The organism is Streptomyces mexicanus, assembly GCF_902506575.1.
GTDB classification, from domain to species: Bacteria; Actinomycetota; Actinomycetes; order Streptomycetales; family Streptomycetaceae; genus Streptomyces; species Streptomyces mexicanus.
This window is the reverse complement of the sequence record NZ_LR732544.1, coordinates 2,594,644-2,617,760: the sequence shown is the minus strand read 5'-3', so window position 1 is coordinate 2,617,760 and position 23,117 is coordinate 2,594,644. Positions and strand designations below refer to the sequence as shown.

Annotated in this window: 23 protein-coding genes; 12 read left to right on the top strand and 11 right to left on the bottom strand. The window is 71.2% G+C overall.

Going from position 1 to position 23,117, the window contains the following annotated elements; all coding sequences use genetic code 11:
• Positions 1 to 113 precede the first annotated feature (113 nt).
• On the top strand, positions 114 to 608 hold the full coding sequence (locus tag GV126_RS11770; RefSeq protein WP_159673576.1) for a DUF3145 domain-containing protein: 495 nt from the start codon (positions 114 to 116) through the stop codon (positions 606 to 608).
• A 126-nt stretch (positions 609 to 734) separates the two neighbouring features.
• Here the strand turns inward: GV126_RS11770 and GV126_RS11765 are convergent, their stop codons facing one another.
• The 5 genes from GV126_RS11765 to fasR all read right to left on the bottom strand — a co-directional run bounded on the left by GV126_RS11765 (position 735) and on the right by fasR (position 5,727).
• Positions 735 to 2,006, bottom strand: a complete 1,272-nt coding sequence (locus GV126_RS11765; protein WP_159665373.1) for a beta-ketoacyl-[acyl-carrier-protein] synthase family protein — start codon at positions 2,004 to 2,006, stop codon at positions 735 to 737.
• 105 nt (positions 2,007 to 2,111) lie between these two features.
• Positions 2,112 to 2,360, bottom strand: coding sequence for an acyl carrier protein (locus tag GV126_RS11760; protein ID WP_028422278.1), 249 nt, complete (start codon positions 2,358 to 2,360; stop codon positions 2,112 to 2,114).
• A gap of 100 nt (positions 2,361 to 2,460) precedes the next feature.
• Positions 2,461 to 3,492 (bottom strand): ketoacyl-ACP synthase III, encoded by a 1,032-nt coding sequence (locus GV126_RS11755; protein ID WP_028422279.1) that lies wholly within the window; start codon positions 3,490 to 3,492, stop codon positions 2,461 to 2,463.
• 22 nt (positions 3,493 to 3,514) lie between these two features.
• A complete protein-coding gene (locus tag GV126_RS11750) occupies positions 3,515 to 4,432 on the bottom strand; it encodes an ACP S-malonyltransferase (RefSeq protein ID WP_159665370.1) in 918 nt (305 codons plus the stop codon).
• A gap of 89 nt (positions 4,433 to 4,521) precedes the next feature.
• Positions 4,522 to 5,727, bottom strand: coding sequence for a fatty acid biosynthesis transcriptional regulator FasR (fasR, locus tag GV126_RS11745; RefSeq protein WP_159665367.1), 1,206 nt, complete (start codon positions 5,725 to 5,727; stop codon positions 4,522 to 4,524).
• Positions 5,728 to 5,817: 90 nt separating this feature from the next.
• On the opposite strand from fasR, the gene GV126_RS11740 reads away from it, so the two are divergent.
• Entirely contained in the window at positions 5,818 to 6,489 is a 672-nt protein-coding gene (locus tag GV126_RS11740; RefSeq protein ID WP_159673574.1) for a pirin family protein, read from the top strand.
• Positions 6,490 to 6,528: 39 nt separating this feature from the next.
• Here GV126_RS11740 and GV126_RS11735 read toward each other — a convergent pair whose 3' ends face one another.
• Together GV126_RS11735 and GV126_RS11730 are read right to left on the bottom strand one after the other, a co-directional pair.
• Positions 6,529 to 7,350 carry a serine hydrolase domain-containing protein gene (locus tag GV126_RS11735; protein ID WP_159665364.1) on the bottom strand — a complete coding sequence of 274 codons (822 nt, stop codon included), beginning with the start codon at positions 7,348 to 7,350 and terminating at the stop codon, positions 6,529 to 6,531.
• A 19-nt stretch (positions 7,351 to 7,369) separates the two neighbouring features.
• A complete protein-coding gene (locus GV126_RS11730; protein WP_159665361.1) occupies positions 7,370 to 7,840 on the bottom strand; it encodes a GNAT family N-acetyltransferase in 471 nt (156 codons plus the stop codon).
• Between the two features lie 120 nt (positions 7,841 to 7,960).
• Between GV126_RS11730 and GV126_RS11725 the strand changes: the two genes are divergently transcribed.
• The gene (locus GV126_RS11725) at positions 7,961 to 8,461 is read left to right on the top strand and encodes a MerR family transcriptional regulator (protein ID WP_159665358.1); all 501 of its coding nucleotides are present in this window, start codon (positions 7,961 to 7,963) and stop codon (positions 8,459 to 8,461) included.
• The gene (locus GV126_RS11720) at positions 8,458 to 9,471 is read left to right on the top strand and encodes an aldo/keto reductase (protein ID WP_159665355.1); all 1,014 of its coding nucleotides are present in this window, start codon (positions 8,458 to 8,460) and stop codon (positions 9,469 to 9,471) included. The genes GV126_RS11725 and GV126_RS11720 overlap by 4 nt, the downstream gene beginning before the upstream one ends.
• Before the next feature lie 26 nt (positions 9,472 to 9,497).
• On the opposite strand, the gene GV126_RS11715 is transcribed toward GV126_RS11720, so the two are convergent.
• From GV126_RS11715 to GV126_RS11705, 3 genes are all read right to left on the bottom strand, one after another.
• Complete coding sequence (locus GV126_RS11715) at positions 9,498 to 10,370, bottom strand: DUF4429 domain-containing protein (RefSeq protein WP_159665352.1); 873 nt, start codon at positions 10,368 to 10,370, stop codon at positions 9,498 to 9,500.
• Between the two features lie 66 nt (positions 10,371 to 10,436).
• The gene (locus GV126_RS11710) at positions 10,437 to 11,654 is read right to left on the bottom strand and encodes an alpha/beta hydrolase (RefSeq protein WP_159665349.1); all 1,218 of its coding nucleotides are present in this window, start codon (positions 11,652 to 11,654) and stop codon (positions 10,437 to 10,439) included.
• 237 nt (positions 11,655 to 11,891) lie between these two features.
• Positions 11,892 to 12,617, bottom strand: coding sequence for a TetR family transcriptional regulator (locus GV126_RS11705; protein WP_159665346.1), 726 nt, complete (start codon positions 12,615 to 12,617; stop codon positions 11,892 to 11,894).
• Positions 12,618 to 12,783: 166 nt separating this feature from the next.
• Here GV126_RS11705 and GV126_RS11700 point away from each other — a divergent pair, with 166 nt between their 5' ends.
• Both GV126_RS11700 and GV126_RS11695 read left to right on the top strand, forming a co-directional pair.
• The gene (locus tag GV126_RS11700; protein WP_159665343.1) at positions 12,784 to 14,400 is read left to right on the top strand and encodes an MFS transporter; all 1,617 of its coding nucleotides are present in this window, start codon (positions 12,784 to 12,786) and stop codon (positions 14,398 to 14,400) included.
• A gap of 297 nt (positions 14,401 to 14,697) precedes the next feature.
• Positions 14,698 to 15,006 (top strand): hypothetical protein, encoded by a 309-nt coding sequence (locus tag GV126_RS11695; RefSeq protein ID WP_028422288.1) that lies wholly within the window; start codon positions 14,698 to 14,700, stop codon positions 15,004 to 15,006.
• Between the two features lie 251 nt (positions 15,007 to 15,257).
• Here the strand turns inward: GV126_RS11695 and aceE are convergent, their stop codons facing one another.
• Positions 15,258 to 18,014 (bottom strand): pyruvate dehydrogenase (acetyl-transferring), homodimeric type, encoded by a 2,757-nt coding sequence (gene aceE, locus GV126_RS11690; RefSeq protein ID WP_159665337.1) that lies wholly within the window; start codon positions 18,012 to 18,014, stop codon positions 15,258 to 15,260.
• A 432-nt stretch (positions 18,015 to 18,446) separates the two neighbouring features.
• On the opposite strand from aceE, the gene GV126_RS11685 reads away from it, so the two are divergent.
• The 6 genes from GV126_RS11685 to GV126_RS11660 all read left to right on the top strand — a co-directional run.
• Positions 18,447 to 18,884 carry a DUF3052 domain-containing protein gene (locus GV126_RS11685; RefSeq protein ID WP_185947834.1) on the top strand — a complete coding sequence of 146 codons (438 nt, stop codon included), beginning with the start codon at positions 18,447 to 18,449 and terminating at the stop codon, positions 18,882 to 18,884.
• Between the two features lie 211 nt (positions 18,885 to 19,095).
• Positions 19,096 to 19,554, top strand: a complete 459-nt coding sequence (locus GV126_RS11680) for a peroxiredoxin (protein WP_028422291.1) — start codon at positions 19,096 to 19,098, stop codon at positions 19,552 to 19,554.
• 138 nt (positions 19,555 to 19,692) lie between these two features.
• Complete coding sequence (locus GV126_RS11675) at positions 19,693 to 20,268, top strand: TerD family protein (protein ID WP_159665331.1); 576 nt, start codon at positions 19,693 to 19,695, stop codon at positions 20,266 to 20,268.
• Between the two features lie 111 nt (positions 20,269 to 20,379).
• Entirely contained in the window at positions 20,380 to 20,958 is a 579-nt protein-coding gene (locus GV126_RS11670) for a TerD family protein (RefSeq protein WP_159665328.1), read from the top strand.
• A 73-nt stretch (positions 20,959 to 21,031) separates the two neighbouring features.
• Positions 21,032 to 22,180, top strand: coding sequence for a DUF475 domain-containing protein (locus tag GV126_RS11665; RefSeq protein ID WP_159665326.1), 1,149 nt, complete (start codon positions 21,032 to 21,034; stop codon positions 22,178 to 22,180).
• Positions 22,181 to 22,389: 209 nt separating this feature from the next.
• On the top strand, positions 22,390 to 23,117 hold a 728-nt coding region (locus tag GV126_RS11660; RefSeq protein ID WP_159673572.1), incomplete at its 3' end, for a TerD family protein.

The following is a 23,117-nucleotide window of genomic DNA, read 5'->3' as shown; positions in this document are numbered from 1 at the left end:
GGAACCTCGCCGGCTCGGGCGACGCCACCGGCCACACGCTGCGCCTGGCCGCCTCCCGCTACACCCCGGTCGACGGGGACCTGATCCCCACGGGCGACCTCGCGGAGGTCCCGGTGACGACACGTGGAGTTCTGTACGTGCACTCCGCTCCGCGCGCGCTGTGCCCGCACGTCGAGTGGGCCATCGCCGGGGTGCTGGGCACCCGCGTCAGCCTGGACTGGATCCGGCAGCCCGCCGCGCCGGGCACCTGGCGTTCGGAGTTCTCCTGGCAGGGCGAGGCCGGTACCGCCTCCAAGCTGGCCTCCGCGCTGCGCGGCTGGCACCTGCTGCGCTTCGAGGTGACCGCCGAGCCGTGCGCGACCGCCGAGGGCGAGCGCTACAGCTGCACCCCCGAGCTGGGCATCTTCCACGCCGTCACCGGCATCCACGGCGACATCCTCATCCCCGAGGACCGGCTGCGCGCCGCGCTGGTGCGCTCCCAGCGCGGCGAGAGCGACCTGGAGGCGGAGCTCGCCAAGCTGCTGGGCAAGCCCTGGGACGACGAACTGGAGCCGTTCCGCTATGCGGGTGAGGGCGCCCCGGTGCGCTGGCTGCACCAGGTCGTCTGACCGCCGCCCCCCCTCGCGCTCCTCGCCTTCCTCGCGCTCCTCGCTCCTGCTCATGCCGAAGGGCCCCCACCGTGCGGTGGGGGCCCTTCGCCGTCGTACGTGCCGTACGTGCCGTGCGCGGCGTCCTCAGACCGTCCGGAACGCCAGCACCACGTTGTGCCCGCCGAAGCCGAAGGAGTCGTTCAGGGCGGCGATACGGCCCTCGACGGGAAGCTTGCGCGCCTCGTCGCGGACGATGTCGGCGTTCGCCTCGGCCTCGGGGTCGAGGTTGTCGATGTTGATGGTCGGCGGGGCCACCCGGTGGTACAGGGCGAGCACGGTCGCCACCGACTCCACGCCGCCCGCGCCGCCGAGCAGGTGACCGGTCATCGACTTGGTCGCGGAGACCGCGATGTGGTCGGCGTCGTCACCGAAGACCTTGCGCAGCCCCTTCAGCTCCGCGATGTCACCGGCGGGCGTCGAGGTGGCGTGCGCGTTGACGTGCACGACCTCGGCCGGGTCCAGGTCGGTGCGGTCCAGCAGGTTCTGCAGGGCGTGCGCGATGCCGCGGCCCTCGGGCTCGGGCTGCACGATGTCGTGGCTGTCGGCGGAGATGCCCTGGCCGACCGCCTCCGCGTAGACGCGGGCACCGCGCCGGGCGGCGTGCTCGGCGGACTCCAGGACGAGCACGCCGGCGCCCTCGCCGAGGACGAAGCCGTCCCGGGCGGTGTCGAAGGGACGCGAGGCGCCCTGCGGGTCGTCGTTGTTCTTGGACATCGCCATCATGTTGCCGAACGCGGCGATCGGCAGCGGGTGGATCGCCGCCTCCGTGCCGCCGGCGACGACCACGTCGGCGCGGCCGGTGCGGATCATCTCGATGGCGTAGCCGATGGCCTCGGCGCCCGACGCGCAGGCGGAGACCGGGGTGTGCACGCCCGCCCGGGCGTTGACGAGCAGACCCACGTTGGCGGAGGGGCTGTTCGGCATCAGCATGGGCACGGTGTGCGGGGAGACACGGCGGACGCCCTTCTCCTTCAGCACGTCGTACTGGTCGAGGAGGGTCGTCACGCCGCCGATGCCGGAGGCGATCACCGCACCGAGGCGGTCCGGGTCGACCTCCCCGTCCTCGCCGGCCTTGCCGGTGAACCCGGCGTCCTTCCAGGCCTCCTGCGCGGCGATCAGCGCGAACTGGGCCGAGCGGTCCAGCCGGCGCGCCTGCGGCCGCGGGATGATCTCGGTCGGTTCCACGGCGGCCGGGGCCGCGATCCGGACGGCCTGCTCGGCCGCCCACTCCTGCTCGAGGGGCTTGACACCGGACTTGCCGGCGACCAGACCCTCCCAGGTGGAGGCTGCGTCGCCACCCAGCGGTGTGGTTGCGCCGATACCGGTGACGACCACGGTGCGATTGGTCGAGCTCACGGGAATTCTTTCTCCAACGGTACGAGGAGGACCATCCCCGCCGGAGCGGGGAACGGCGCCACCGCCGGGTGGCGGGGCAGTCAGCCCAGATATGTGATCGGTTGATCAGCTCTGGTGCTTGAGGATGTACTCGGTCGCGTCGCCGACCGTCTTGAGGTTCTTGACGTCCTCGTCGGGGATCTTGACGTCGAAGCGCTCCTCGGCGGCGACGACGACCTCGACCATGGACAGCGAGTCGACGTCCAGGTCGTCGGTGAAGGACTTGTCCAGCTGGACGTCCTCGGTGGGGATCCCGGCGATCTCGTTCACGATCTCGGCGAGACCGGCGACGATCTCTTCCTGAGTGGCGGCCATGTCGGCGCTCCTTCGTTGTGTTCCGTAAGGGTGTGGCAACCGCCGCGTCCGCGGCAGGTGGTGCGATTCCGTACCGGATGCATGATCCGGCACGGAGTGCCTAGGGGAGGGTAACGACCGTCGCGGCGTAGACGAGACCCGCCCCGAAGCCGATGACGAGCGCGGTGTCGCCGCTCTTCGCCTCGCCGGTCGCCAGGAGCCGCTCCATGGCGAGCGGGATCGAGGCGGCCGAGGTGTTGCCGGTGGTGCGGATGTCACGGGCGACCGTGACGTGCTCCGGCAGTTTCAGCGTCTTCACCATCGAGTCGATGATCCGCACGTTGGCCTGGTGCGGGATGAAGACGTCCAGGTCGTCCGGGCTGATCCCGGCCGCGTCCAGCGCCTGCTGGGCGACCTTCGCCATCTCGAACACGGCCCAGCGGAACACCGCCTGGCCCTCCTGCGTGATCGCAGGGAACTTGATGTTGCCCTCGCTGTCCAGCGGCAGCTCGGAGACGTCACCCAGCCGGAAACGGTCCCAGGGCACCGTCTGCTTGATCGTTTCGGCCTTGTCGCCCTCCGAGCCCCACACCGTGGGGCCGATCGCCGGCTCCTGGGAGGGGCCGACCACGACCGCGCCGGCGCCGTCGCCGAACAGGAAGGCCGTCGCCCGGTCCTCCAGGTCGGTCAGGTCGCTCAGCCGCTCCACGCCGATGACCAGGACGTACTCCGCCGAGCCCTCGACGATCATGCCCTTGGCGAGGGTGAGGCCGTAGCCGAAGCCGGCGCAGCCCGCGGAGATGTCGAAGGCGGCCGCCTTGTCCGTGCCGAGCTTGTCGGCGATCTCGGTGGCCACCGCGGGGGTCTGGCTGAAGTGCGAGACGGTCGAGACGACCACGGCACCGATCTGCGCGGCGTCGATCCCGGCGTCCGCGATGGCCTTGCCGGCGGCCTCGATCGACATCGCCGCGACGGTCTCCTCGGGGCCCGCCCAGTGCCGGGTCTCGATGCCGGAACGCGAACGGATCCACTCGTCGGACGAGTCGATCTTCTCCAGGATCACCTCGTTGGGCACCACCCGCGTGGGCCGGTAGCCGCCCACGCCGAGGATGCGCGCGTACGGGGCGCCCTTGCTGGGCTTGATCTTCGCCATGTGCGATGGGCTCCTTGGGGCGTCAGGCGTGCGCGTGCTCGGCGATGAGCGCGCGGGCCGCGTCGAGGTCGTCGGGGGTCTTCAGCGCCAGCGTCTTCACACCGGGCAGCGCCCGCTTGGCCAGGCCGGTCAGCGTGCCGCCGGGGCACACCTCGATCAGCGCGGTCGCGCCGAGTTCCCGGAACGTCTCCATGCACAGGTCCCAGCGGACCGGGTTGGCGACCTGGCCCACCAGCCGCTCCAGGACCTCGCCGCCGGAGGCGACGGTCCGGCCGTCCTTGTTGGAGACGTAGGTGACCTTCGGATCGGCCGGCTCGATGGCCTTGGCGGCCTCGGCGAGCTTGTCCACCGCGGGGGCCATGTGGTGGGTGTGGAAGGCGCCGGCCACCTTCAGCGGCACCACCTTGCGCACGCCCTCGGGCTTGTTCTCGTTCAGCTCGGCCAGCTGCTCCAGGGTGCCGGCGGCCACGATCTGGCCCGCGCCGTTGACGTTGGCCGGGGTGAGCCCCAGCTTCTTCAGGTGCGCGGCCGAGACCTCCGGGTCGCCGCCGAGCAGCGCCGACATGCCCGTCGCGGTGATCGCGGCGGCCTCGGCCATCGCCAGGCCGCGCTTGCGGACCAGGGACAGCGCGGCGGTGTCGGACAGCACGCCCGCGAAGGCGGCCGCGGTGATCTCACCGACGCTGTGACCGGCGACGGCATCGGGTGCCACGTCGCCGAGCGCCGCGGCCGACAGGATGCCGGCGGCCACCAGCAGCGGCTGGGCCACGGCGGTGTCGCGGATCGCGTCCGCGTCGGCCTGCGTCCCATAGTGGACGAGGTCCAGGCCGATGGCGTCCGACCAGGCGGCCACGCGGTCGGCGGCACCGGGCAGTTCGAGCCAGGGAGTCAGGAAGCCGGGCGTCTGGGCGCCCTGGCCGGGAGCGACGAGTACGAGCACTCTCACACTCTCTCTTGAGGACGGCCGCAGCCGCCCGTGGGGACAGGGACGAAGAACACGAAGGGGTTTTGTTGGCCCCCGACAAAAGCCTAGGCCTGAGGATCACCATCGACCAGGCGCCCCAGGATCAGTGCAATCCTCAGTGTGAACGCGGATCGTACATCCGAGGGGGACCAGCCGGTGACGTCCGTCACACGTCGGAGCCGGTAGCGGACGGTGTTCGGGTGAACGAAGAGCATCCTCGCCGCGCCTTCGAGGCTGCTGGCCTGCTCCAGATACACGCTGAGTGTCTCCAGCAGCGCGGACCCGGCCTCCTCCAGCGGTCTGTAGATCTCCTCTACCAACTGCTCCCGCGCGCCGGGATCACCGGCGATGGCGCGCTCCGGCAGCAGATCGTCGGCCAGCACCGGGCGCGGCGCGTCCTGCCAGGCGGAGCAGGCCTTCAGCCCGGCCGCGGCGGCCTGCGCGGACCGGGTCGCGGCCAGCAGGTCCGGGACGACGGGCCCGGCCACCACCGGACCGGCGGCGAACGGCCCGATCAGCGACTTGGCCACGGCCAGCGGGTTGTCGCTGCCGCCGGCGATGACGACCAGCCGGTCCCCGAGCACCCCGGTGAGCACCTGAAGCTTGGCGTGGCGGGCGGCCCGCCGTATCGCCTCCACGGTCAGCTCCGAGTCGCCGTCGGGCGCGGTGCCGAGCACCACGCACACGTGCTCGGGCGAGTTCCAGCCCAGGGCGGCGGCCCGGGACACGGCGCCCTCGTCGGCCTCCCCGCTGAGCACCGCGTTGACCACCAGCGACTCCAGCCGGGCGTCCCAGGCACCGCGTGCCTCGGCGGCCTGCGCGTACACCTGGGCGGTGGCGAAGGCGATCTCACGGGCGTAGACGAGCAGCGCCTCGCGCAGCACGGCCTCGTCGCCCGGTGCCGCCACCTCGTCGATGGCGGACTCCATCACCTCGATGGTGGTGCGCACCATCTCCACGGTCTGGCGCAGCGTGATCGCCCGCGTCAGCTCCCGCGGGGCCGTGCCGAACACATCGGTCGAGATGGCCTGGGGCGCGTCGGGATGCCGGAACCACTCGGTGAAGGCGGCGATACCCGCCTGGGCCACCAGCCCGATCCACGAACGGTTCTCCGGGGGCATGGCCCGGTACCACGGCAGCGTCTCGTCCATCCGTGCGATGGCCTGGGCGGCCAGCGATCCGGAGGACTTCTCCAGCCGTTTCAGGGTCGCCGCGTGCGGATGGAGGCCGTGCGCTGAGGGTTCGGGGGCAGTGGATTCGGGTTCGGGCACGGGGACAAGACTGCCTTATCCGGACTCCCGCGCGTGCCGCCGGGTCAGTACGGGCCCCGGGGACCAGGGATTACGGTGGTCCGCGTGACGATGGACGTACGACGCGCCACGCAGCGCTACCCAGGCGGCGAGGCGGCCGCGGGCATCACCACCCGCCACGCCTTCTCCTTCGGCCCCCACTACGACCCGGACAACCTCCGCTTCGGCGCGCTGATCGCCTGCAACGAGGAGCACCTGGCCCCCGGCGCCGGCTTCGACGAGCACCCGCACCGCCACACCGAGATCGTCACCTGGGTCGTCGAGGGCGAACTGACCCACCGCGACTCCACCGGGCACGAGACGGTGATCCGCCCCGGCGACGTCCAGCACCTCAGCGCGGCGGCGGGCGTCCGCCACGTCGAACGCAACGACGCGAGCGCTCCGCTGACCTTCGTCCAGATGTGGCTGACCCCCAGGCAGCCGGGCGGCACCCCCGCCTACGAGGTCGTCCGCGCCCTGCCGGACTCGACCCCCTACGCCGTCCCGCAGGCCGGCGCGCTGCTGCACGCACGGCGCGTCGCGGCCGGCGACCGGACACCCCTGCCGCCCGCCGCGTACCTGTACGTCCACGTCGTGCGCGGCGAAGTCCTGCTGGACGGCGAGCGGTTGGGCCCGGGCGACGCGGCCCGCGTCACAGACGCGGGCGAGGGCCTTCGGGCCGCGGCGGTGACGGACGCGGAGCTGCTGGTGTGGGAGATGGAGGGGGAGCGGACGGGAGTCTGACGACAGGACGCGTCTGCGGCACGAGCCGCCGGACACGCCCTAGCTGCGCAGCTCCGCCAGGACCGCGTCCGTGAACGGTGGCCACGCCTCGATCGCCCACGGGCCGAAGGCGCGGTCGGTCAGGGCCACGCAGGCCGCGCGCGCGTCCGGGTCGATCCACAGGAACGTGCCGGACTGGCCGAAGTGGCCGAAGGTGCGCGGGGAGGAGGAAGACCCCGTCCAGTGCGGGGACTTGGCGTTGCGGATCTCGAATCCGAGGCCCCAGTCGTTGGGGTTCTGGTGGCCGTAGCCGGGCAGGACGCCCTTGGTGCCCGGGTACTGGACCGTCATCGCCTCGGCGACCGTGCGGGGATCGAGCAGGCGGGGGGCCTGGACCTCGGCCGCGAAGCGCAGCAGGTCGTCCACCGTGGAGACGCCGTCCTTGGCCGGGGAGCCCTCCAGCGTGGTCCGCGTCATGCCCAGGGGCTCCAGCACCGCCTGGCGCAGGTACTCGGGGAAGGGGATGTCCGTCGCCTTCGCCACGTGGTCGCCGAGCTGTTCGAAACCGGCGTTGGAGTACAGGCGGCGCTCGCCGGGCGGGGCCGTCACCCGGTGCTCGTCGAAGGCCAGGCCCGAGGTGTGGGCGAGCAGGTGGCGGACCGTGGCACCGGGCGGGCCGGCCGGCTCGTCCAGCTCGATCGCGCCCTCCTCGTAGGCGACGAGCACCGCGTAGGCCGCCAGCGGCTTGGTGACCGAGGCCAGCGGGAAACGCCGGCCGGTCGGGCCGTGGGTGCCGGCGACCGTGCCGTCCGCGCGGACCACGCCCGCCGCGGCCGTGGGGACCGGCCAGTTCTCGATCGACGCCAGGCTGTTCAACGACATGCAGCCGAGCCTATGCGCCTCACAGCGTCAGCCGCATGGAGGGGTCGGGCTTGCGCACGAAACCCAGCGAGGCGTACAGCGGCTCCGCCTGGGCGGACGCGTTCAGGTCGACGTGCGGCACGTCCCGCTCCCGGTACCAGTCCAGCAGCGCCTCCATGCACGCGCGGGCGTACCCCCGGCGCCGGGCGTCCGGGTCGGTCGCGACGCTGAAGACGTGCCCGACCCGCCCGTGCGGATTGCCGGCCCGGCCGATCCGGTACTCGATCGTCCCGGCCACGAGGGCGGCCAGCGCGCCGGGCCGTTCGGGATGGTCCACGACGAACGCGGCGAAGTCACCGTCGGGCTCGGCCAGGCGGGCCTTCAGCGTCGGCAGGGAGGCGGTGTGCCAGTCGGTGGCGGACTCCGAGGCGAACACCGAATCGATCATCACCTGGCGCAGCCGCAGGCATTCGGGTGCGTCCCCCGGCTCGGCACGTCGTACGAGGCTCATGGCCGCACGGTAGCCACCGCGCCGCGCTCGTGTCCCGGCATTTTCCGGGTCACCAGATCCGGGCACCGAGGGTCGGATGCGCTTGCTTGGAGTGCGCTCCAACCCCCTAGCGTGGAAGCCATGACGGTGATGCAGGACACGGCCGTGACCGCCGAGGACACCCCGCAGGCTCCCACCCGCCCCAAGATCTGCTCCACCCCACCGCGCCGGCACCCGCGCCCCGACGGGCAGGACCGGTACACGATCAGCGAGGTCGTCGCCTTCACCGGGCTGACGGCCCACACGCTGCGCTGGTACGAGCGGATCGGGCTGATGGCCCACGTCGGCCGCTCGCACACCGGCCAGCGCCGCTACACCAACCGCGACCTGGACTGGCTCGATCTGGTCGGCAAGCTGCGCCGCACGGGCATGCCGGTCGCCGACATGGTCCGGTACGCGGAGCTGGTGCGGGCCGGGGAGAGCACCTACGGCGAGCGGTACGAGCTGCTGGAGGCGACCCGCCGGGACGTCGTGGCCCGGATCGCCGAACTCCGCGAGACCCTCGCGGTCCTGGATCACAAGATCGGTGTTTACGCCGAGGCCGGCTGCCCTCGGACGACGGAGAGGACCCCCACACGATGACCGACAGCATCCCCACGGTACGGCTGGGCGAGGACGGGCCGCAGGTCGGCGTACAGGGCCTGGGCTGCATGGGCATGAGCTTCGGCTACGGCCCCGCGGACGCCGAGGCGTCCCGCGCCACGCTGGAGCGGGCCCTGGAGCTGGGCGTGACCCTCTACGACACCGCGGACATGTACGGCTCCGGAGAGAACGAGCGGTTCCTCGCGCCCTTCTTCAAGGCGCACCGCGACGAGGTCGTCATCGCCACCAAGTTCGCCCTGTCGATCCCGCCGGACGACCCGACCAAGCGGATCATCCGCAACGACCCGCCCTACATCCGGCAGGCCGTCGAGGCGAGCCTGCAGCGGCTGGAGGTCGACGTGATCGACCTCTACTACATGCACCGGCGGGACGTGAACGTGCCCATCGAGGAGACCGTCGGCACCATGGCCGAGCTGGTGCGCGAGGGCAAGGTGAAGCACCTGGGCCTGAGCGAGGTCACCGCCGACGAGCTGCGGGCCGCGCAGGCCGTGCACCCGATCGCCGCCGTGCAGTCGGAGTGGTCGCTGTTCAGCCGTGACATCGAGCCGAAGGTGGTGCCGGCGGCCCGCGAGCTGGGGGTGGCGCTGGTGCCGTACTCGCCGCTCGGCCGCGGTTTCCTCACCGGCGGCTTCGTCCGGGCCGACCAGGACCTCACGGAGGGCGACACCCGCCGCATGATCCCGCGCTTCACCGGTGACAACGCCGAGGCGAACGCGGCCCTGCTGGAGCCGGTCCGCGCCGTCGCCCAGGCCCACGGCGCCTCGCTCGGCCAGATCGCGCTGGCCTGGGTGCAGCAGCGGGCCGCCGTCCACGGCCTGCCGGTCGTGCCCATCCCCGGCACCCGCAAGCCCACCCGGGTGGAGGAGAACGTGGCGGCGACCCGGATCACCCTCACCGAGGAGGAGCTGGCGCTGCTGGAGCCGATCGCCGGACAGGTGGCCGGGAACCGGTACGCGGACATGTCCTTCGCCTCGGCGGGACGCGAGTGACCAGGGACCCCGTGCGGCTGCCCTGACTACAGCTCCGCCAGGAGTTCGGCCTTCTTCGTCGAGAACTCCTCGTCCGTGACCAGGCCCGCCTGGTGGAGTTCGCCCAGGTGGCGGATGCGGTCGGCGATGTCGGCCGGGTCGCGGCGCGGGGCCGGTACGGGCACCGGCGCCGTCGGCCCGGCCGCCCGCACCGCGGCCAGCACGGCCGCCGCGAACGGCAGCGACTCGTGCACCGGCCCGTAGCCGAGCCCGAAGACGACCGCGGCCGGATCCTGGTCCGGCTGCGGTCGCGGCACCTGCGCGGCGGCCTTCTGCGGGCCGGCCGCCTCCCGGCGCAGCAGCCGCAGGTGCCCCTCGAACAGCTCCGGCGAGCGCCACTCGACCCCGCCCAGTTCCGCCACGGGGAAGTACTGGTCGCCGGCCTTCCACTTCGCCGACGACGCCCCCGTCCACGACCACCGGAAGCGCACCGCGGCGCCGTCGAAGGACGCCTTGCCGTCGTACGCCTTGAACTGCAGCGGCGCCTCCGGGGCGGCCACCAGGTGGCGGTCGGCGGGGCCGGTGTCGGTGATCCTGGCGCGCAGCTCGTCGGCGTAGTACTCCGCGAGCGTCTCCCGATCGGCGGGCAGCACCAGCCGGTAGGGGTCGCAGCCCTCCTTCAGCTGGCCGTCGGCCGCGTCCATCAGCGGATCGGCGCCCGGGCGGGGCTCGGCGCGCAGCACCACGGGGCCGCGCCGGCCCGGGGTGAGCGTCACCCCCGCGAGGGCTGCCAGCGGCACCCGGCGTTCACCGAGCGCGTGGAAGAGCTTCGGTGTCCGTATCCCCCGTTCGTAACGGATGAGCACGGAATCGGCCTCGAACTCCCAGGCAGCGTGAAATCCGGCCAGTACGTCACCCATGCGGCTCATCGTAGGCGGCATGAGCTTTTCCGTCCCTCCCCGCGCAGACCGCACTTCCTGCTGTCTCTACGCGCGTCCAGCCGTCGTCGTGCCGGACAAATCCGCCCGGCACCCGTCGTTGTCACGGGCGCACCGCACCGAGGCATATGCGCCGACTCCGATCGCGGCGAAGTTGGTCAGGCTGTCGGTGCCCGGCTCGAAGTAGCCGGCGTGTCCCTTGGCCTCCCGTGCCGCCAGCACCCGCGCCCCGACCCCGGCCGAGACCGGGTCGGCGCCGTGGCCGAGGCCGCCCAGCTCCAGGTACGGCACGTCCCGGATCCAGTCGGTGGGGTCGCGCATCGCCCAGACGTGTGCGGTGGTGCGCAGCTGGGCGGCGTTGCGCACGCGCATGCCGGGGCTCGCGGCGACCGCCAGGTCGGTCACCCGGCGCGGCAGCTCGCGCGCCGCCACCCCGCAGACCACCGAGCCGTAGCTGTGGCAGAACAGCGCCACGGGCGCGTCCCCCGGCAGCGCCCGCAGCAGCTTGTTCAGGCGTACGGCGCCCTCCTCGGCGCGCATCGCGGTGGCCGCGTCCACGCCGAGCCCGCTGGGCGCGGTGTAGTCGGCCCAGGCGATCACGGCCGTGCGGGTGCGGGGGGCCGCCGCGCGCTCGGCCGTGTACAGGGAGCGGGCCATGCCGTAGAGCGCGGTGTAGGGCCGGTAGCTCTTGCGGAACGTGAACAGGTCGGTGTCCACGCCGGGCACGACGACCGAGACCCGCCGGGCGGTGGCGAGGTCGCCGAAGACCTCCGCGACGCGGCCGGAGCCCTCGGGGTCGAAGGCGAGGATGTGGCGGCCCGGCGCCATCAGCTCGTCGAAGCGGTGCATGCGGCGGGAGGCGTCCTGCTGCCCGGCGGGGGTGAGCCGGCTGTCGTGGGTGCGCTCGCTCTCGGCCGCCCGCGCCCGGCCCAGCGCGATCCGGTTGGCCTGGTAGCGCAGGGCGACGGGGGCGCCGTTCATGTTGCCGACCGCCAGCGGGTAGCGGTGGGCGAGCAGGGCGCGGTCCCGGGCGCCGAGCGAGCCGAAGAAGCGCGCCAGCCGGGTGGGGGCGGCGTCCGGGTCCGGCAGCCGGTGGCCGTGCAGGTACCCGTGCTTCCACGCGGACACGGAGGCCTGCAGGGCCGTGGACCCGCGGTGGCCGCGCACGGCGGTCCAGCCGGTGGTCGCCAGCATCACGAAGACCACGGCCAGGGCGAGCAGCGCGCGCCAGACATTGAGTTGCGGGGAGGTGTCGAAGGAAGTCACTGGGAGGACACACTAGGAGAACGAGACGGTCTCGCGTTAACCGAGTGACAGGGATCACGTTTTGAGGGTGTGACGGGCGCCTTGCGTCGCACACGCGTTCACCGGCGGCCGCCTGTACGGCCGTTCGTGATCACCGTCCGCGCCTCCCGCGCCCGCGGGTCGCCCACCCCTCGGTGCCTCCGCGCCCACGGATCGCCCGGCCCTTCGCGCGCGGAGTCGCCGCGCCCCGCCGGGCGCTCACGCGTCGTCCGGGTCCGCCGGGTTCGTCTCGGCCGCCGGGTCCGTGGTGCGCCAGCTGCCGGTCAGTGCCGGTCCCACCTGGTCGAGGTACCGCGCGGTCAGGGCCCGGATGCCCTCCAGGCTCAGGTCCTCGCCGCAGCTCCACTGACGCCCCGTCACCCGCATCACCCCGCCGAAGGCGGCCACCGCCAGCCGCGGCCGGGGGTCGGCGTCCACGTCCAGGCCCTCGCGCGCGGCGAGCACGCGCGCGATCTGCTCCTCGTTGTCCATCGAGCGCCGCAGGTGCGCGGCGAGCAGGGCGGGCGTCGACTCGATCGTGCGGAACATGCGCAGGTACAGCTCCAGGGGGACGACGCTGGCGACGGCCTCGCTCAGGGAGTCCCAGCTGTCCAGCACGGCCCGGCGCAGCGCCTCCATGGGGGGCTCGTGCGGCGGGCGGGCGCGCAGCGACCGGACGAAGTGCGCCTCCACCATGTCCTGCACGGCGAAGGCGACCTCCTCCTTGCCGGGGAAGTAGCGGAAGAAGGTGCGCTGGGAGACGTCGACGGCCCGGGCGATGTCGTCGACCGTCGTCTGCTCGTACCCGTGGGTGGTGAACAGTTCGAGCGCGGCCCGCAGCAGGGCGTCCCGGGTGCGCTGCTTCTTCCGCTCGCGCAGTCCCGGCCGTGGCGTCGGCGGGGGCGCCTGCTGGGGTGCGACCGCGGCGGTCGCCGCCGTCTCCATGTGTCCGTGTGTCTCTCCGTGCCGGGGCGGGGCTGGTCGAAAGTCTCCCGCGAACTGCTCTGCCGCGAACTGTTTCCCCTGTTCAGCCTATAGGAGGGTGACATGTCAGTGACCGACTAGTGAATTCGTTTGTCGTTTGTCAGTGGCTGACATTAGCCTCGAATGTATGACTAGTCAGACCACCATCGACACGACAGGGCCGGGGGACGGCGCGTCAGCCCTGCCGGACACGGCGCCGGCCAGGGGGCTGCGCGGGCACCCCTGGGTCACCCTGTTCGCCGTCGCCGTAGGGGTCATGATGGTGGCCCTGGACGGCACCATCGTCGCCATCGCCAACCCGGCCATCGGTCAGGACCTGCACGCGAGCCTGGCCCAGCTGCAGTGGATCACCAACGCCTACTTCCTCGCCCTCGCGGTCTCCCTGATCACGGCGGGCAAGCTCGGTGACCGGTTCGGGCACCGGCAGACCTTCCTCATCGGCGTCACCGGCTTCGCCGCCGCCTCCGGCGCCATCGGCCTGTCGAGCACCATCGGCATGGTCATCACCTTCCGGGTCTTCCAGGGTCTGTTCGGCGCGCTGCTGATGCCCGCCGCGCTCGGCCTGCTGCGGGCGACCTTCCCGGCCGAGAAGCTGAACATGGCCATCGGCATCTGGGGCATGGTCATCGGCGCCTCCACCGCCGGCGGCCCGATCCTCGGCGGCGTCCTCGTCGAGCACGTCAACTGGCAGTCGGTGTTCTTCATCAACGTGCCCGTCGGCGCCCTCGCCCTGATCCTCGGCCTGGTCATCCTCCTCGACCACCGCGCCGAGAACGCGCCGCGCTCCTTCGACGTCCTGGGCATCGCGCTGCTGTCCGCCGCGATGTTCTGCCTGGTGTGGGCCCTGATCAAGGCTCCCGAGTGGGGCTGGGGCGACGGCATGACCTGGACGTTCATCGCCGCCTCCGTCCTGGGCTTCGCCCTGTTCGCCCTGTGGGAGAACAAGGTGCGGGAGCCGCTGATCCCGCTGGCGCTGTTCCGCTCGGTGCCGCTGTCCGCCGGTGTGGTGCTGATGGTGCTGATGGCCATCGCCTTCATGGGCGGCCTGTTCTTCGTCACGTTCTACCTGCAGAACGTCCACGGGATGAGCCCGGTCGACGCGGGCCTGCACCTGCTGCCGCTGACCGGCATGATGATCGTCGCCTCCCCGCTGGCGGGCGCGCTGATCACCAAGCTGGGCCCGCGGATCCCGCTGGCCTGCGGCATGGTCGCCACCGCGGTCGCCATGTACGGCATGTCCACGCTCAAGACGGGCACGGGCAGCGCCACCATGTCGATCTGGTTCGCGGTGCTCGGCCTCGGCCTCGCGCCCGTCATGGTCGGCGCGACCGAGGTCATCGTCGGCAACGCGCCGATGGAGCTGTCCGGCGTGGCCGGCGGTCTGCAGCAGTCCGCGATGCAGATCGGCGGCAGCCTCGGCACGGCCGTGCTGGGCGCCGTGATGGCCTCCAAGGTGGACCACGACCTGCCCGGCAACTGGAAGGACGCCGGGCTGCCGCCGCTCACCCCCGCCCAGACCGGCCAGGCCTCCCAGGCGGTCCAGGTCGGCATGGCGCCGGTGCCCAAGGGCGTGCCCGAGGCGGTCGCCGCGAAGATCACCTCCGTCGCCCACGACACCTTCATCTCCGGCATGAGCCTGGCCTCCCTGGTCGCCGCCGGGGTCGCGGCCGTGGCCGTCCTGGTCGCGCTGCTGACCAAGCGCGGCGAGAACGCGGAGGCGGGCGCGGGCGTGGGCCACATCTGAGGCCGCCGGCGCCGCCCGGTGTCCGGGCGGGGCTCTCCCGGGCGTGGTTCGCCTATCAGGGTGACGGCGCCCGGGACGCTCCCTTTTCCCCCGCGTCACAGGTCACAGTGTGTCAGGCCCTCCGCAGGGGACGGGGGCCCGATGCTGCGGCGCGCTGCGGGAGGGGAGCGGCGCGCAGGCAGCACCCATCGGCCGAAAACCGCACGGGCGTACGGGGATTGGCCCGCGGAACCGGGGTACCCGCACCCGTGAACCCCGAAAGAACGCCAACTCGACCCGGGGTTCGAGGAGTTGATGATGGCGGGCTTCGGACACGGAACGCGCGGGTACCCCCGTTCGCGGAGCCGGACGTGGCACCGGGACGGGCCGGACCGCGCGACGCTCGGAATCATCGGAGTCATCTGCGCGGTCGCCGGCTTCTTCGCGCTGGGCATCGTGCTCGGCCCGGTGGCGGCCGTGTGCGGCTGGCTGGCGCTGGGCCGCACGTGGTCGGGCGCCGACCGCTCGGTCCCGGCCCTGGTCGCCCTGGTCCTGGGCGCCATCGACACCCTCCTGGCGGTCATCGCGCTGGCGGGAGCGGCGACCTGGACCAACGGGGTGTTCTGACCACCCACGGGTGATTCGACCACTCACGGGTGCTCCGGCCACCCGCACGACCCCGCGACCGCGCTGACGGGCCCCCGGCACAAGCCGGGGGCCCGTCGCCGTACTCCGGGGGCGCCTCACCCGGCGCCGAAGGGCGCCGAAGGAGGGCGCCACAACCGGGGAGGGCGCCGGCACCGGAGGGGGGCGCCAGAAGGGAACCCGCACGCCCCCCTTCACGCACCTTCACTCACCGCACGAGCCGAGCGCAGCGCCTACGCGTCGCCGCCCGCCGTCCCCGGGTCCGCCGCCGTCACGTCCAGCAGCCGGTAGCGGTCGACGGCCTGCTTGAGCACCGACCGGTCGACCTGCCCCTGCCGGGCCAGCTCGGTCAGCACCGCCACCACGATCGACTGCGCGTCGATGTGGAAGAACCGCCGCGCCGCCCCCCGGGTGTCGGCGAATCCGAAGCCGTCGGCGCCCAGCGACTGGTACGGGCCCGGCACCCAGCGGGCGATCTGGTCCGGCACCGACCGCATCCAGTCGGACACGGCCACGAACGGCCCCTCGGCCCCGCTCAGCTTCCGCGTCACCCACGGCACCCGCTGCTCCTCCTCCGGGTGCAGCAGGTTGTGCTCCTCGCAGGCCACGGCCTCCCGGCGCAGCTCGTTCCAGGAGGTGGCCGACCAGACGTCCGCCCTGACGTTCCACTCCTCGGCGAGGATCTTCTGCGCGTCGAGCGCCCACGGCACGGCCACACCGGAGGCCATGATCTGTGCCGGGATCTGGCCCCCGCCGCCCACCGAGATGCGGTGGACGCCCTTGAGGATGCCCTCGACGTCGACGTCGGCCGGCTCGGCGGGCTGCCGGATGGGCTCGTTGTAGACGGTGAGGTAGTAGAAGACGTCCTCGCCGTGCGGGTGCCCGGGGTTGACGTCCTCGCCGCCGTACATCCGGCGCAGGCCGTCCTGCACGATGTGCGCGATCTCGTAGGCGTACGCCGGGTCGTAGGCCACGCACGCCGGGTTGGTCGAGGCGAGCAGCTGCGAGTGGCCGTCGGCGTGCTGCAGCCCCTCACCGGTCAGGGTCGTACGGCCCGCGGTCGCGCCGAGGACGAAACCGCGCGCCAGCTGGTCGGCCATCTGCCAGAACTGGTCGCCGGTGCGCTGGAAACCGAACATCGAGTAGAAGACGTACACCGGGATCAGCGGCTCGCCGTGCGTGGCGTACGCCGAGCCCGCCGCGATCGTCGAGGCCATGCAGCCCGCCTCGGAGATGCCGTCGTGCAGCATCTGCCCGGTCGGCGACTCCTTGTAGGCGAGCAGCAGGTCGCGGTCCACCGACTCGTACTGCTGGCCCAGCGGGTTGTAGATCTTCGCGCTCGGGAAGAAGGAGTCCATGCCGAAGGTGCGGTACTCGTCCGGCGCGATCAGCACGAACCGCCGCCCGAGTTCCTTGTCCCGCATGAGGTCCTTCAGCAGCCGGACGAACGCCATGGTGGTGGCGATGGACTGCTGGCCCGAGCCCTTCTTCACGCTCGCGTACGCCGTGTCGTCCGGCAGGGGGAGCGGCTTGGCGCGCACGATCCGGGTCGGCACGTAGCCGCCGCACTGCTTGCGCCGGTCGTGCATGTACTGGATCTCGTCCGTGTCCCGGCCCGGGTGGTAGTACGGCGGCGGGCCGGACTCCAGCTCCTTGTCGGAGATCGGCAGGTGCAGCCGGTCCCGGAAGCGCTTGAGGTCGTCGACCGTCAGCTTCTTCATCTGGTGCGTGGCGTTGCGGCCCTCGAAGTTCGGGCCCAGCGTCCAGCCCTTGACCGTCTTGGCCAGGATCACCGTCGGCTGGCCCTTGTGCTCCAGGGCCGCCTTGTAGGCCGCGTAGATCTTCCGGTGGTCGTGACCGCCGCGCCCCAGGTGCAGGATCTGCTGATCGGTCATGTTCTCGACCATCTTGCGCAGCCGGTGGTCGTCGCCGAAGAAGTGCTCGCGGATGTACGCGCCGGACTCGGTGGCGTAGGTCTGGAACGCGCCGTCCGGCGTGGTGTTCATCTTGTTGACCAGCACGCCGTCGCGGTCCTGGGCGAGCAGCGGGTCCCAGGTGCGGTCCCAGATCAGCTTGATCACGTTCCAGCCGGCGCCGCGGAAGACGGACTCCAGCTCCTGGATGATCTTGCCGTTGCCGCGCACCGGGCCGTCCAGGCGCTGCAGGTTGCAGTTGACGACGAAGGTCAGGTTGTCCAGGCCCTCGCGGGCGGCGATGGTCAGCTGGCCCAGCGACTCCGGCTCGTCCATCTCGCCGTCGCCGAGGAAGGCCCACACGTGCGAGTCGGAGGTGTCGGCGATGCCGCGCGCGTGCATGTACCGGTTCATCCGGGCCTGGTAGATCGCGGCGATCGGGCCGAGGCCCATGGAGACCGTCGGGAACTCCCAGAAGTCCGGCATCGAGCGCGGGTGCGGATAGCTGGACAGGCCGTAGGGCGCCTTGGACTTCTCCTGGCGGAAGCCGTCCAGGTGCTGCTCGGTGAGCCGGTCGAGCAGGTACGCGCGCGCGTAGATGCCCGGTGAGGCGTGCCCCTGGAAGAACACCTGGTCACCGCCGCGGCCGTCGTCCTTGCCGCGGAAGAAGTGGTTGAAGCCGACGTCGTAGAGGGAGGCGGAGGAGGCGAAGGTGGCGATGTGGCCGCCGACCCCGATGCCCGGGCGCTGGGCGCGGGAGACCATCACCGCGGCGTTCCAGCGGGTGGCGTTGAGGATCTTGCGCTCGATCTCCTCGTTGCCCGGGAAGAACGGCTCGTTCTTGGTCGGGATCGTGTTGACGTAGTCCGTGCTGCGCATCTCCGGCACGGCCACGCGCCGCTCGCGGGCGCGTTCGATCAGCCGGAGCATGAGGTAGCGGGCCCGCTCCCGGCCTCGCTCGTCGACGGCGGCGTCGAGCGAGTCGAGCCACTCCTGGGTCTCCTCGGGATCGAAGTCAGGAACCTGACTCGGCAGGCCGCCAATGATGATCGGGTTTCGATCGGATCCGGAAGCCACGCTGTTCCTTACCTGTCAGAAAGGCTGACATATATGCGGCGTTTATGGATATTTTCGGGCTCTTTCTGAGTGTTCCTGTGGTGCCGCTCCGTTCGGCCGGTTTGCCGGTCTGTGTCCGCACCGTTCCCCATCGTGTACCTGGGGCGAGGCGAACGTCATCTTTACCGACGGGTAACCGGCATGCTTCTCCCGGACTCCTGCCCGCCCAGGGTCGTCAAACACGCAAAACCGGGCAGAAGGGTGTGGTGTGTGTCACGGCTGATCGCGATACCGTGTCAGGAGTTGCGGCGACACAGCCGGGAACGTCACCGTTTCGGCGGTCCGAACCGCCGGGTACTTGCGCGATCCGGCCCGCCCGTGTGGACTACGGCCAATGCTTCGCGCACGCGCGTGGCTGAAGACTCATATCGCAACACCATCAGGAGGCAACCCGTGAGCGCGACCGCGGACCACGCGGAGGAGCGGACGAACCCGGCCGCACGGCTGGGATTCCAGCCCGGGCAGGTGGTCCAGGAGATCGGCTACGACGACGACGTCGACCAGGAGCTCCGCGAGGCCATCGAGGATGCGATCGGCAGCGAGCTCGTCGACGAGGACTACGACGACGTGGCCGACGCCGTGGTGCTGTGGTTCCGCGACGAGGACGGCGACCTGACGGACGCGCTGGTCGACGCCACCACCTACATCGAGGAGGGTGGCGCGATCCTGCTCCTCACCCCGAAGACCGGACGCGAGGGGTACGTCGAGCCGAGCGACATCTCCGAAGCCGCGACGACGGCGGGCCTGACGGCCAGCAAGAGCGTCAGCGTCGGCAAGGACTGGACCGCGAGCCGGCTGGCGACCCCCAAGGCGGCCAAGTCCAAGAAGTAGCCCCGGGCCCTGCCCGGAATCGGCCCCTCGGCCCTTTCGGCCCCACCCGGACCCGGGCCCCTCGCGGGGTCCGGGCCCGGCCGGGCCCCGCCCGTCCGCCGTGCCCGGCTCTCCCGCCGGTCCCGCCCGGCCGGGCCGTCCGCCGGTGCACGCTGATCGCTGCGTAGGGTGGTCTCACCCGAACAGACCCTTTGAAGGGAAGATCAGGACGATGGCGATCCAGGTCGGCGACAAGGCCCCCGACTTCGAGCTCAAGGACAACCACGGCCGCAGCGTGAAGCTGTCCGACTTCCGCGGCGAGAAGAACGTGGTGCTGCTCTTCTACCCGTTCGCCTTCACCGGCGTGTGCACCGGTGAGCTGTGCGCCCTGCGCGACAACCTGCCGAAGTTCGTCAACGACGACACCCAGCTGCTCGCCGTCTCCAACGACTCCATCCACACCCTGCGCGTCTTCGGCGAGCAGGAGAACCTGGAGTACCCGCTGCTCAGCGACTTCTGGCCGCACGGCGAGGTCTCGCGCGCCTACGGCGTCTTCGACGAGGACAAGGGGTGCGCCGTGCGCGGGACCTTCATCATCGACAAGGAGGGCGTCGTGCGCTGGACCGTGGTCAACGGCCTGCCGGACGCGCGGGACCTGAACGAGTACGTCAAGGCGCTCGAGACCCTCTGAAAGCCGGCGCGCCGACACCTTCGACGGGGTCGGCCGCTGCGCCTGCCGGGGGCGGGAACCCGTCACTAGGATCGAGACGTTGATCCCATATCCGATGCACGACGGGGCTCCCCGCCCCCGGACACCAATGGAGGACTCGTGGGAGTCAGCCTCAGCAAGGGCGGCAACGTATCGCTGACGAAGGAGGCCCCGGGCCTGACCGCCGTCATCGTCGGTCTGGGGTGGGACGTGCGCACCACGACCGGTACCGACTTCGACCTGGACGCCAGCGCGCTGCTGCTGAACAACACCGGCAAGGTCGTCAGCGACCAGCACTTCGTCTTCTTCAACAACCTCAAGAGCCCCGACGGCTCCGTCGAGCACACCGGTGACAACCTCACCGGTGAGGGCGAGGGCGACGACGAGCAGATCAAGGTCAACCTCGCGACGGTCCCGGCCGACGTGGACAAGATCGTCTTCCCGGTGTCCATCTACGACGCCGAGAACCGCCAGCAGTCCTTCGGCCAGGTCCGCAACGCGTTCATCCGCGTGGTCAACCAGGCCAACCAGCAGGAGATCGCCCGCTACGACCTCAGTGAGGACGCCTCGACCGAGACCGCCATGGTCTTCGGTGAGCTGTACCGCCACGGCGCGGAGTGGAAGTTCCGCGCCATCGGCCAGGGGTACGCCTCGGGCCTGCGCGGCATCGCGCAGGACTTCGGCGTCAACGTCTGAGCCCGCACATCCACACCCTCGAACCCCTGACCGCCCGGCGCCGTGCGTTTCCGCGCGGCGCCGGACGCGCAGGACACCAGCAGCAGCACCATCCCGGGGAGGACCAGCATCATGGGCGTCACGCTCGCCAAGGGGGGCAACGTCTCCCTGTCCAAGGCCGCACCCAACCTGACCAACGTCCTGGTCGGGCTCGGCTGGGACGCGCGCTCCACCACCGGAGCGCCCTTCGACCTGGATGCCAGCGCGCTGCTGTGCTCGGGGGCCAACCGGGTGCTGGGCGACGAGTGGTTCGTCTTCTACAACCAGCTCCAGAGCCCCGACGGCTCGGTGGAGCACACCGGCGACAACCTCACCGGTGAGGGCGAGGGCGACGACGAGACGATCCTGGTGGACCTCGCCAAGGTGCCGCCGCAGTGCGAGAAGATCGTCTTCCCGGTCTCGATCCACATGGCCGACGAGCGCGGCCAGACCTTCGGCCAGGTCTCCAATGCCTTCATCCGCGTGGTCAACCAGGCCGACGGCCAGGAACTCGCCCGCTACGACCTCAGCGAGGACGCCTCGACCGAAACGGCCATGATCTTCGGTGAGCTGTACCGCTATCAGGGCGAATGGAAGTTCCGGGCGGTCGGTCAGGGGTACGCCTCCGGACTGCGCGGTATCGCTCTAGACTTCGGAGTCAACGTTTCGTAAAGCCGGGTACGGCGACGGGGAGACCCTCCCCCAGGCACCGCTTGGGGACTCCCAGACACGGATTGGGTAGCCAGTGCTTCTGAAAACCTTCGGCTGGTCGTTCGCGATCACCGCGCTCGGCCTGGTCGCGGCAGTCTTCTACGGGGGGTGGACCGCCTTCGGCGTGGTGGCGATCCTCGCCATCCTGGAGATCTCGCTGTCGTTCGACAACGCGGTGGTCAACGCCGGAATCCTGAAGAAGATGAATGCCTTCTGGCAGAAGATCTTCCTCACCGTCGGCGTGCTCATCGCCGTCTTCGGCATGCGGCTGGTCTTCCCCGTCGTCATCGTCGCCATCAGCGCCAAGATGGGGCCCATCGAGGCCGTCGACCTGGCGATCAACAACAAGGACCGCTACCAGCAGCTGGTGACCGACGCCCACCCCGCGATCGCGGCGTTCGGCGGCATGTTCCTGCTGATGATCTTCCTGGACTTCATCTTCGAGGACCGGGACATACAGTGGCTGCGCTGGATCGAGCGGCCGCTGGCCAAGCTCGGCAAGGTCGACATGCTCTCGGTCTGCATCTCGCTGATCGTCCTGCTGATCACCTCCTTCACCTTCGCCACCCACGCCCACCAGCACGGCGGCGCGCACGCCGACAAGGCGCAGACGGTCCTGATCGCCGGCATCGCCGGCCTGATCACCTACATGATCGTCGGTGGCCTGTCCGGGTACTTCGAGGACAAGCTGGAGGAAGAGGAGGAACGCGAGCACGAGGAGGAGGAAGCCGCCGCCCGCGGCGGCAAGCAGCGCTCGGCGGTCAAGCTGGCCGGCCAGGCCGCGTTCTTCATGTTCCTCTACCTGGAGGTCCTGGACGCCTCCTTCTCCTTCGACGGCGTCATCGGCGCCTTCGCCATCACCAACGACATCGTGCTGATGGCCCTCGGCCTGGGCATCGGCGCCATGTACGTCCGCTCCCTCACGGTCTACCTGGTCCGCCAGGGCACCCTGGACGACTACGTCTACCTGGAGCACGGCGCCCACTACGCCATCGGCGCGCTGGCGGTGATCCTGATGGTCACCATCCAGTACGAGATCAACGAGGTGATCACCGGCCTGGTCGGCGTGGTCCTGATCGCCTGGTCCTTCTTCTCCTCCGTCCGCCGCAACCGCGCCCTGGCCGCGGCCGAGGGGGGCGCGGCCGGCTCCGGGGAGAAGTCCGAGGTCTCCACGACTCTCTAGCACCCCTCTCGGGGACGTCCTCGGGGCGTCCCCGAGAGCTTGTCCCGGGGGCTCCGGCTCACCTCAGGGTGTGACGGCCCCCAGGACGAGGAACGCTTCTGGGCGGGGCGGCCGCCGGGGCCCGGCGGGGCGCGGGCCGGGCCGGGGCGGGGCGGCCGCCCCGCGGCAGGGGGGCGCAGCGGCGGAAGCGGTGAAGGCAGGGGCGGGAGATGGGACTTTTCGACGGTCTGCTGGGTGGGCGCGCCGCCGAGTTCGACTCGGGCAGCGCCGCCTCCAACGCCATCGAGCTGACCAAGCGGCACCGGCAGGTGTCGCTGACCAAGCAGGGCGCGGCCTCGGGGCATCTGCGCATCAACCTGACCTGGCGGATGCGCACCTCTGACATCGGCGGCTCCACTCGGCAGAGCCTGCTGCGGCACCCCCTCAAGGCGCTGAAACCGCCGGAGGTGATCGGTCACAGCCAGTCCATGGTCAACGTCGACCTCGACCTGGGCTGTCTGTACGAGCTGGCCGACGGAACGAAGGGCGTCGTCCAGCCGCTCGGCGGCTTCTTCGGCGACGTCAACTCGCCGCCGTACGTCAAACTCAGCGGCGACGACCGCTTCGGTTCGGGGTCCGGTGAGACGATCTACGTCAACCTCGACCACCGGGACGACATCAAACGGCTGCTGGTCTTCGTCTACATCTACGACCAGACGCCCGCCTTCGACCGCACCCACGCGATCGTCACGCTCTACCCGAGCAACGGGCCCCGCATCGAGATCGGCCTCGACGAGCGCCAGCCCCAGGCCCGCTCCTGCGCGGTGGTCCTGATCGAGAACGTCAAGGGCGAGATCATGGTCCGCCGCGAGGTCAGGTTCGTCTACGGCTTCCAGGCCGAGCTGGACCGGTTGTACGGGTGGGGGCTGCAGTGGGGGCGGGGCTACAAGACGAAGGC